The organism is Actinomadura montaniterrae (assembly GCF_008923365.1).
Taxonomy (GTDB): domain Bacteria; phylum Actinomycetota; class Actinomycetes; order Streptosporangiales; family Streptosporangiaceae; genus Spirillospora; species Spirillospora montaniterrae.
This window is the reverse complement of record NZ_WBMR01000292.1, coordinates 1-9376: the sequence shown is the minus strand read 5'-3', so window position 1 is coordinate 9376 and position 9376 is coordinate 1. Positions and strand designations below refer to the sequence as shown.

General features: G+C 73.5%; 11 protein-coding genes. 3 read left to right on the top strand and 8 right to left on the bottom strand.

Annotation, left to right across the window (positions count from 1 at the left end; genetic code table 11):
- The 5 genes from F9B16_RS45845 to F9B16_RS45825 all read right to left on the bottom strand — a co-directional run.
- Nucleotides 1-190, bottom strand: a 190-nt coding sequence (locus F9B16_RS45845) for an epoxide hydrolase N-terminal domain-containing protein (RefSeq protein WP_192809330.1), incomplete at its 3' end; no start/stop codon positions are given.
- Nucleotides 191-292: 102 nt separating this feature from the next.
- Nucleotides 293-1057 carry a phosphotransferase gene (locus tag F9B16_RS45840; RefSeq protein ID WP_151546559.1) on the bottom strand — a complete coding sequence of 255 codons (765 nt, stop codon included), beginning with the start codon at nucleotides 1055-1057 and terminating at the stop codon, nucleotides 293-295.
- A 58-nt stretch (nucleotides 1058-1115) separates the two neighbouring features.
- Nucleotides 1116-1913, bottom strand: coding sequence for a hypothetical protein (locus F9B16_RS45835; RefSeq protein ID WP_151546558.1), 798 nt, complete (start codon nucleotides 1911-1913; stop codon nucleotides 1116-1118).
- 158 nt (nucleotides 1914-2071) lie between these two features.
- Nucleotides 2072-2605, bottom strand: a complete 534-nt coding sequence (locus F9B16_RS45830) for a DinB family protein (protein WP_151546557.1) — start codon at nucleotides 2603-2605, stop codon at nucleotides 2072-2074.
- 65 nt (nucleotides 2606-2670) lie between these two features.
- Complete coding sequence (locus tag F9B16_RS45825) at nucleotides 2671-3759, bottom strand: sulfite oxidase (RefSeq protein WP_192809329.1); 1089 nt, start codon at nucleotides 3757-3759, stop codon at nucleotides 2671-2673.
- 61 nt (nucleotides 3760-3820) lie between these two features.
- Between F9B16_RS45825 and F9B16_RS45820 the strand changes: the two genes are divergently transcribed.
- Nucleotides 3821-4171 carry a YidH family protein gene (locus F9B16_RS45820; protein ID WP_151546556.1) on the top strand — a complete coding sequence of 117 codons (351 nt, stop codon included), beginning with the start codon at nucleotides 3821-3823 and terminating at the stop codon, nucleotides 4169-4171.
- Nucleotides 4172-4209: 38 nt separating this feature from the next.
- Here the strand turns inward: F9B16_RS45820 and F9B16_RS45815 are convergent, their stop codons facing one another.
- The 3 genes from F9B16_RS45815 to F9B16_RS45805 all read right to left on the bottom strand — a co-directional run bounded on the left by F9B16_RS45815 (nucleotide 4210) and on the right by F9B16_RS45805 (nucleotide 7405).
- Nucleotides 4210-5427, bottom strand: a complete 1218-nt coding sequence (locus F9B16_RS45815; protein WP_151546555.1) for a lipase family protein — start codon at nucleotides 5425-5427, stop codon at nucleotides 4210-4212.
- Nucleotides 5428-5593: 166 nt separating this feature from the next.
- Complete coding sequence (locus F9B16_RS45810; RefSeq protein ID WP_151546554.1) at nucleotides 5594-6376, bottom strand: endonuclease/exonuclease/phosphatase family protein; 783 nt, start codon at nucleotides 6374-6376, stop codon at nucleotides 5594-5596.
- A 45-nt stretch (nucleotides 6377-6421) separates the two neighbouring features.
- Nucleotides 6422-7405, bottom strand: coding sequence for a GlxA family transcriptional regulator (locus F9B16_RS45805; RefSeq protein ID WP_151546553.1), 984 nt, complete (start codon nucleotides 7403-7405; stop codon nucleotides 6422-6424).
- A gap of 71 nt (nucleotides 7406-7476) precedes the next feature.
- On the opposite strand from F9B16_RS45805, the gene F9B16_RS45800 reads away from it, so the two are divergent.
- Nucleotides 7477-8967 carry an MFS transporter gene (locus F9B16_RS45800; protein WP_151546552.1) on the top strand — a complete coding sequence of 497 codons (1491 nt, stop codon included), beginning with the start codon at nucleotides 7477-7479 and terminating at the stop codon, nucleotides 8965-8967.
- Between the two features lie 222 nt (nucleotides 8968-9189).
- Nucleotides 9190-9376 (top strand): hypothetical protein (locus tag F9B16_RS45795; RefSeq protein ID WP_151546551.1); only part of this gene is annotated, 187 nt, incomplete at its 3' end.

The window sequence follows — 9376 nt, the reverse complement described above, 5'->3', positions numbered from 1 at the left end:
TGCGCCAGTCGTACCCGTCCCGCCAGTACTCGACGAGCCCCTGCAGGTAGGTGCGCTTCACGCCGTAATAGCCGTCGTCGTTGCCCGCGTCGTCCGGCCAGCGCGTCAACTCCAGCCGCCGCCGCAGGTCGCCGAGCACACCGTCGGGCACGCGGATCGGTGCCGGCTCCAGCGGAAACCCCCTGGCCATCGTCGCCTCCTGCAAACGGCTGCGCGGAACCCGCCAAATATATCACCGATTTATTTAAATTCCTGATCTATCCCCCGAGTCACCTGGTCGACCCGCCACGCGTCAGACGCGCAGAGCGTCCAGTTCCACGAGTGCCCGCTCCAGATCGTCGGGAACGCCCTGGTCACGAAGCCGCACGAAGGCATCGTCCCCGGCCGCCGCGAGCGCCCGGATGCCCCCGGCATGCGCCGCGACCCGCTCCCTCACCACACCGAGCAGGTCCGCCGCGGACCCGCCCCAGCCGTAGACGCCGAGGAACCGCCGCAACCGCTCCGGCCGCGTCTCGAACGCGGTGAATCCCAGCGGCCCGGCGACATGGCGCGCATGCAGCGGCACCCAACTGAAAGCGGCGAAGGCCAGATCCCATTCGCGCGTCACAGGCCCGGCGAAGTCCCAGTCGAAGAACCCGGCGAGCCGGCCGTCACGCCACACGGCGTTGTAAGGGGCCGCGTCGTTGTGGCCGATGACCAGGCCTTCCGACCAGCGGCCGCCTTCGCGCCAGACGGCGTCCGGCGGCGGGACGAACCCGGCGACGGCCTCGTGGAACTCCCGCATCCACCGCGCCGCCTGGTCGAGCGTGTCGGCCTCGAAGACCCAGGGCGGCCACGGCTTCGCGCTTCCGACGGTGTCGCCGTCCAGGAAGGTGAGGATCTCCCGGCCGCGCTCGTCGATGCCGAGCGGGCGCGGGGCGGCGGTGAAGCCTTCGGCCGCGAGGTGGGCGAGCAGCGCGTGGACGGCGGGCGTCCACGGGCCGGTGGCGCGGCGGACGGTGTTGCCGGTGCGGGTGGCGCCGGTGGTGTTGCCGCCGTCGAGAGGGGCCTCGTGCATCGGGGGATTTTTGCAGGGCGGGCCCGCGCTGGGAGGGGGGCGCGGGCCCGGGCGGGCCCTACTTCGTGCGGACGGCCATCTTCGGGTACATCTCCGAGTACTGCTTGCCGCCGAAGTACGAGGTCAGCTGCGCGTGGTTGGCGCCGGACGCGGACGGGAGGCCGCCGCGGAGGTCGGCGATCGGCGCCGCGAACCCGCAGCCGTTGGTCTTCGGCACGGCGAACGTGTCGTCGGTGGCGTTGATCTTGACCCAGAACGTGCCGTCCGGGCCCGGGGCCGGCGTGATGTCCGCCAGGTCCAGGTCGAGGGAGATCGGCGCGGTGCCGGAGCCGACGTAGCAGGTGTCGCCGAGCAGCTGGTTGACCAGCTTGATCTTCAGGTCGAGCCGGGTCTTCCGGTTGACGATGTCGAGGTCGATCTTCCCGGCGTACTGGGGCTTCACCTTCAGCGCGAACAGCGGGATCTTCTCGGTGCCGGGGATGCCGAGGGCGCCGCCCGCGACGGTCATCGCGGTGCTGCGCATCTTCACGAACTTGGAGATCTCCGCCCCGGTCTTCGGGTCGGTGCCGGACAGCAGCGTGATCCGCATCGGCGCGGTGATCTGCTGGTCGATGCCGCCGATCTTCATGCGGCCCGCGTTGGTCACCAGCACGTTGCAGAACCAGTCCGCGGGGTCGGCGCCGACCGGCAGGACGTCGGGGCAGTCCGACAGATCCAGCGTGGCGGGCGGCGCGTCGGCGGCGGCCGCCTGGGCGCGCGGCTTCGGGGCGGCCTGCGCGGACGCGGCGGACGCGGCCGCCAGGGCGGTGCCGGCGAGGCCCGCCGACAGGGACAGCACGGCCAGCCGCTTGAACATGGACGACACAGGAATCCTCTCGCTGGGGGTGGAACCGCGGCGGGGGGCGTGCCGAGACGACCGGACCGGCGATCCGGGCTACTCGCGAGTATGGAGCGATCCAACGGGATAAAGGATCATGTGTCAACAGGGCTCTCGCGCCTGACCGTCGGGAGCGTTCAGCCGCGGTGCGGGTAGAGGTCGCGGAGGACGCCGAGTTCGGCGGAGTGGTGGGTGAACTCGTCCAGCACGTGCAGGGCGGTGTCGATCACCGGGTAGTCGGCGTAGCCGAAGAAGGCCGGGCCGGACGGTTCCCACAGCCGTTCCTCGGGCATCGCGGCGAACGGCTCGCGCCAATGATTGCGAAAGGCCGACTCCAGGAACCCGATCCCGCCCGCGGCCGTTCCGGAGAATTCGACGTCGTCCAGCGTGATGTTGCGGCCCTCGAAAAGGCGGATCCCGAAGTCGGTGAACATGAGGCCGATATGGCCGATGCGCCAGGCGAGGGTCGCGACCGGCACCGGGTCGGGGGCCGGGCCGCCGCCGCCCTCGCCGTCGATGAGCCAGCGGCCGGCGGCGTCAGGGCGCAGCGTCCAGCCGTCCGGGACGGGCTCCCAGAGGTACTCGTCGTCGGTGAGGCCGCCGAGACGGTCGATGGTCCGCCGCCATACCTCGTCGAATGCCCGGCCGATCGAATTCCGGACACTGTTCATCGGTTTTCCCTCCTGAGCGCCGACGCCGGACCATTGAGAATAGTGACCGGCGGCCGGATGGTCACTCAGGTGCAGGTGAGGCGAATGCGCGCCCAGGACGTGTTCGCGTAGCCCTTGGGATTCCACAGGTGGACGGGCGATTCGGGCTGCACGGCGCCCGCGGAGTCCCACGCGCGCGCGATGATCTCGGCCTCGCCCGCGGGCAGGTCGAGGGTGGTACGCCAGTGCCGCCATGTCCACGGGGAGTCGCCGTCGTCGAGTGCCGCCTGCGTCCAGGACCGGCCGCCGTCCGCCGAGACGTCGACCCGGGCGACGGTGCGGTCGCCGCCCGCCAGCGCGTAACCGGTGACCTCGGTCGGGCCGGACGGGACGCGGGCGCCGTCGTCCGGGCGGAGGATGTCGCAGTTCACCACGATCGGGCCCAGCGGGATGCCGTCGTCCGGCCCGGCCTGCGCCGGGTCCGCGTCGGGCGGCAGAACGCGGTACGCGGTGGCCTGGAAGTAGTTGTCGGACGGCTCGGCGCGCGCGCTGATCCGGGTTAGCCATTTGACGCTGCGGGCACCGATCCAGCCGGGGACGACCGCGCGCAGCGGCGCGCCGTGCACGCGCGGCAGCGGGCGTCCGTCCATCGCCCACGCGAGCAGGACCTCGGGACGGAGCGCCTTGTCCACGGTGATGGAGCCGCCGTACGGCTGCGGCGGGACGGCGAGCCGGGAGACGTCGGGCGCGGCGAACTCGATGTGCGCGGCCTCGGGGCGCAGCCCGGCCGCGGCGAGGACGTCGGCGAGGCGCACCCCCGTCCAGCGCGCGGTGGACGTGGCGCCCGGCCCCCACGGGTCCTCGCCGGGGATGGCGCGGACCTCGGCCAGCCCGGCGCGGCGGTTCCCCGCGCACTGCAGCGTGGCCGCGACCTCGTGCTCGTCGAACCGTTCGCGCAGGTCCGCCGGCGACAGGTCGAGAGGGTGCTCGACGAGGCCGTCCACCGTCAGCCGCCAGGCCGCCGGGTCGAGGTCGGGGACGGGACCGTGGTTGCGGCTGTAGAAGGTGTCGGGCGGGGTCGTCCGGCGGCCGGCCAGCGCGGCGCGGGGCGGCTCGGCGTTGAACGGGTCCCGCTCGTGCACCAGCATGTCGTCCCGTTTCCCCCACAGGCTCATGACCTGCGAATACCCGGGAATACAGGCTCGAAGCCGCACGCCTCGCTCCGGGAGGACCGCCATGCAGGAACCCGCCGCGCAGGACGGCGGCGACCCCGACCTCGCCCGCGACCACCTCGCCAACGAGCGCACGTTCCTCGCCTGGATGCGGACGGCGGCCGGGGTGATGGTGCTCGGCCTCGCCGTCGCGAAGGTCATCGAGGACGGCGGCGCGCGGACCGTCGCCGCCGGGATCGTCCTCATCGCGACGGGCGTGGCGGGGATGGGCTACGCCGCGGTGCGGTACCGGGCGGCCGCCGCCGCGATCGACGGCCGGCGGCCGTCCCCGGCCGCGCGGACGTCGGGGCCGCTGGCCGCGGGCGGCGTGCTGATCGTCGCGATCGCCGCCGCCCTCGTCCTGCTGCTCTGGTAAGGGCGGGCCGCCCACCGGCCCGCCCTCCGCCAGGCCGGTCAGCAGTCGTTGACGGGCGCCTTGCCGGCGAACCGGTCGTTCAGGAAGTTCACCGCGTCGTTCTGCCGCACGACCATCTCCAGGGCGTGCTCGCCGATCGCGTCGCGGACGACGTGGACGGTGGCGCCGCGCGAGCACCACGCCTTCACCATCGCGTCGTCCTGCGCGACCGGGACGATCTCGTCGGTGTTCGCGTGGTAGTCGAACACCGGCACGGTGGGCGCGGCGGCCCCGAGCGTGTTGGCCTTCAGGACGGCCCGGACGCGCGGCACGGCCAGCGGGTCGGGGACGGTGCTGTAGCCGGAGAGCTTCTTGAACGCGAACGACGTGAGCAGGTCCGTCAGGCACTTTCCGGAGGCGTCCGCCATCGCCTGCTTGCCCTTGTCGTTCATCAGCGAGCCGATGTCCATCTCGGGGTACTCGGTGCCGAGGCTGACCGCGGCGGCGGCCTCGAACCCGGAGAAGACGCCGCCGTCCAGCGACCGCGCGACGGCCTCCGGGTCCGCGGGGATGCCGCCCATCGACGCCCCGGCGAGCTTCACCTCGGGCGCGTAGGACGGCTGGAGCTCCGCGGCCCAGCCGGTGGCCTGGGCGCCGCCGGAGTAGCCGGCGAGCGCCCACGGCGCCGTCGCGGGCAGGCCCGCGTCCGTGAACCGCCGCACGGCGCGGATCCCGTCGAGGACGGCGTGCCCGGCCTGGACGCCCGCCATGAACACCGACTTCGGGCCCTCGAAGTCGGGCATGGCGACGGCCCAGCCCTTGCTCAGCATCGGCCCGGCGTAGATCGCGGCGGACGAGGCGAACAGGTCGCCGGAGGCGAGGCCGTAGGACGGGGCGCACTGCGAGCCGGTGGAGTCCTCGGCGGCCTGCACCGACACGACCGGCCGCGCGCCGGACCCGGTCCAGGCCGCCTTCGGCACCAGCACGGACGTGACCGCGAGTTCCGGCGTCCCGTGCGAGTCGTTGGTGCGGTAGGAGACCTGCCAGGCGTTCGCCGTGTCGGCCACGTTCCCGGCCTTGGGCGTGAAGGCGCGGGACGCGACGATCGCGCCCGGCGCGTAACTGCCGATGTTCGCCGGCGCCTTGTAGAAGGGGTCCTTGTCGGGCGGGACCGAGCCCGGCACGGTGTCCGCCGAGGCGGGCGCGGCCAGGCCGGTCGCGGCGAGCGCGCCTGCGGCGGCGAGCGTCGCCGCGGCGCGGAGGGGGGAGCGTCTCATCACGGGCCTCCGGGGTGGGAAACGGAACAGGCGAAACGGCGGCGTTCCGCTAAGGCCCACCCACTGTAAGGGGCCACTTGCGCCGTGTTTATGGCCGGGGCTGAGCAACTCCCGGCCCGGAATGTGGGCCCCGCCACCAATCCCGCCGGCCCGCCCCGGGCCCGCTCTACGCGGTGAAGGCGGCGGCCAGGCCGTAGTGGTCGGACAGGTGGCACGCGCGGCCGCCGGGGAGGCGGATCTCGTCCTTGAAGACCACGGTCGTGGTCGCCGTCAGCGGCGGGGTGGCCAGGATCTGGTCGATGGGTTCGAGGCTGAGTTCCGGCGTGGGACGGAACGTCGGCGCGGGGTCGCCGTTCAGGACGTCCGCGAGGCCGGTGGCGGCGCGGAAGTCGCGGAGGAGCGGCGACCCGCGGGGGACGTTGAAGTCGCCGGCGACGATCAGGGGGTCCGTCAGGCGCGGGTGCGCGAGGAATTCCGCCAGTTGCGCGAGTTCGTTCGCCTCGATGCGGGTGTAGGGGTTCGCGAGGTCCCAGTCGTTGTCCATATTCGCCGTCAGGTGCGTGTTGGCGACGGTGATGTGCTCGTCCCCGGATCGCACCCGGGTCAGCAGGACGCCTTTGCGCAGGAGCCCTTCAAGGCGGGGGCGGCCCGTGAACCGGTACGGGTGGAAATGGCGGCGGACGATCGGCCGCCGGGAAAGCGTGACGAGCCCGCCGCGCACGAGCGGCACGGACGGCCCGTGCGCGATGTACGGGTACGACGGCGTCGCCCTGCGGAGCGCCGCGAGATTGAGCGGGGAGACCACTTCCTGCAGGCACACCACGTCGTACGGGGAGTCCTCGAGGATCGCGGCGAGCGCTCTGATCCGGGCGCGCGAGTCGCCGCGGAAAAGCGTGTTGAACGTCAGCAGGCCGAGGTTCACGGGCGCTCGGTCCGCACGTCGTCCCATGTGGCCATGGACGCCACGATAAGCCGTGCGGACCGGATTCGGCGGTCAGCCGGCGGGAACGCGGCGGTGGGCGCGCCGGTATTCGCTCGGGGTGACGCCGAGTTCGCGGGCGAAGTGGGTGCGGAGGTTGGGGGCGGTGCCGAGGCCGCATTTCTCGGCGACGAGGTCGATGGAAAGGTCGGTCCCCTCAAGGAGTTCGCGGGCGCGGATGACGCGCTGGGCGAGGAGCCATTGCAGCGGGGTCGTCCCCGTCTCGGCGTGGAAGCGGCGGATGAGGGTGCGTCCGGTCAGCCCGGCGCGGGCCGCGAGGTCGGCGGTGGTGAGGGGGCGGTCGAGCCGCGCCAGCGCCCACTGCAGGACGGGGCCGAGACCGTCGGCGCGGCCGGGCGGCGGCAGCGGCGTCTCGACGTACTGGGCCTGCCCGCCGGTGCGGTGCGGCGGGACGACCATCTGGCGGGCGACGGCGTTGGCGACGTCCGCGCCGAGGTCCTGCCGGATGACGTGCAGGCACAGGTCGATGCCGGCGCTGTTGCCGGCGCCGGTGAGCAGGTCGCCGTCGTCGATGTAGAGGACGGACGTGTCCGCCTCCACGGACGGGAACCGCTCGCGCAGGACGGGCGCGTGCTTCCAGTGCAGCGCGGTGCGGCGGCCGTCGAGGAGGCCGGCGGCGGCGAGGACGAACGCGCCGGAGCACAGCGACACGATCCGGGCGCCGCGCGCGTGCGCGGCCCGGACGGCCTCGATGACCTGCGGTGACGGGTCGGTCAGCACGTTCCCGGCGGCCGGGACGACGACCGTGCCGGCGGTGTCGAGGACGTCCAGGCCGTGCGGGGCGGCGACCTGGAACGCGCCGGGCAGGTCGTCCTGCCCGGACGAGCCGCGCAGCGGGGACGGGCCCTCGGAGCAGAGCCGGACGTCGTACCAGGGGCCGGTGTGGGACGGCGGCGGCGAGCCGAACAGCTGGCAGGGGATGGCGACCTCGAAGACCGGTGCGCCCGGGACGACCAGGATCGCCAGAGTCCGTGTCATGTCAGTAATCTATCGAACGCTGTCAATCCTGCCACTCGTGGCGGGCCCGGCCGCTTTCGATCATTGACGGCATGAACGCACGGACGAAGACCCGGCGGGCACCGGCCCCGGCCGGCACGCAGGCACCGGACCCGGACGGCACGCAGGCCCCAGACCCGGTCGGCACGCAGGCCCTGGACGGCACGCAGGCCCCGGACGCGCGGCGGTGGCTCGTGCTCGCCGTCGCGTCGGCGGCGCAGTTCCTGGCGATCCTCGACCTGTTCGCGGTGAGCGTCGCGTTCCCGGCGCTGCGGCGCACGTTCGACGGCGCGCCGCTGCCGCAGGTGTCGTGGGTGCTGAACGCCTACACGATCGTGCTCGCGGCGCTGCTCGTCCCGGCGGGGCGGCTCGCCGACGACACGAGCCGCAAGAAGAGCTTCCTCGCGGGGATGGCGCTGTTCGGGGCCGCGTCGGTGGCGTGCGCGGTGGCGCCGACCCTGCCGGCGCTGGTCGCGGCGCGGGTCGTCCAGGCGGCGGCGGGGGCGGTGCTCGTCCCGACGTCGCTCGGGCTGGCGCTGCCCGCGTTCCCCAAGCGCGAGCACCCGACCGTCATGGGGATCTGGACGGCGGTGGCGGCGTTCGGCGGCGGCTGCGGGCCGGTGCTCGGCGGGCTGCTGCTGATGGCGGGCTGGCGCTGGATCTTCCTGATCAACGTGCCGGTGACGGCGGCGGCGATCCTGGCCGGCCGGCGGCTGCTGCCGGACACGCCGCGCAGGGCGCGGCAGCGGCTCGACCTGCTGGGGTCGGCGCTGGTGCTGGGCGCGGCGACGGCGCTGACCGCGCTGCTCGTCCAGGCGTCGGACTGGGGCTACGCGTCAGCGCGGACGGCGGCGTGCGCGGTCGCGGCGGCCGTGCTCGGGACGCTGGCGGTCGCGCACATGCGGCGGCACCCGAACCCGGTGATCGGCCCGGACCTGTTCCGGCACCGGCCGTTCGCGGTCGCGGTGTCCGGGGTCTTCCTCTACTACCTGGTGTTCGCGGCGACGCTGGTGGCGGCGACGCTGTTCTTCACGGGGGTGTGGCACTACCCGGTCGTCCGCGCGGGCGTGGGGATCGCGCCGATCCCGCTGTCGTGCATGGTGATGTCGCCGTTCTCCGGACGGATCGTCGGACGCATCGGGGGCCGGGCGTCGGCGGTGCTGGGCGGGCTGGCGCTCGCGGCGGGCTGCGGCTGGTGGGCGGTGCTCGCCTCCCCGGAGCCGTCCTACCTGGTGATGTTCGTGCCGGGCGCGCTGCTGGCCGGGGCGAGCACGGCGCTGCTGCAGCCGCCGCTGTTCGGGTCGGCGGCGTCGCTGCCGGCGGACCGGCTGTCGCTGGGGTCGGCGGTGCTGATGATGGCGCGGCAGATCAGCTCGGCGCTCGGCATCGCGGTGCTGACGGTGGTGCTGGGGGACGCGGCGCGGCCGCCGGTGGCGGGCTTCCGGCACGGCTGGCTGTTCATGGTCGCGGCGGCGCTGCTCTCCGCCCTGGTTTCCCGCTATTTCCGGACAGATTACAACAATCCAGAGAAATGCCGTAAATAGGTGGGGGGCTGGCCGGAATGCGAAGCCGGCTATCCGGTTAGCGTTGCGTACGAAGGGCGGCCCGGGGCATAGTTGGTACCGCACGTCCTCGCGTTTCTCCTCCCACGGAAGACAGAAGGTTCGCCCGCCCCGATCAATGGCCCTCGATTTTCCGGAAGAACGCGACATACGTGACCTGGGACCCGCCATCACCCGCTCGCGACCGCGCCGGAAGGCCCTTCGATGCCCAGCGATCCCGTCCGCTCCCCGCTCGGCGACCAGCACGTCTGCTCGATGCCCGGCTGCCGCCGCCCGTCCTGCTTCCAGGTCCGCCTGGAGACCGGCGGCCCGCCGCCCGGCCGGGCCTCCCGCGCCCCCGCCTCCCGCGGCCGCGACACCGCGCCCCGCGCCGCCTCCCGCGACACCGCGG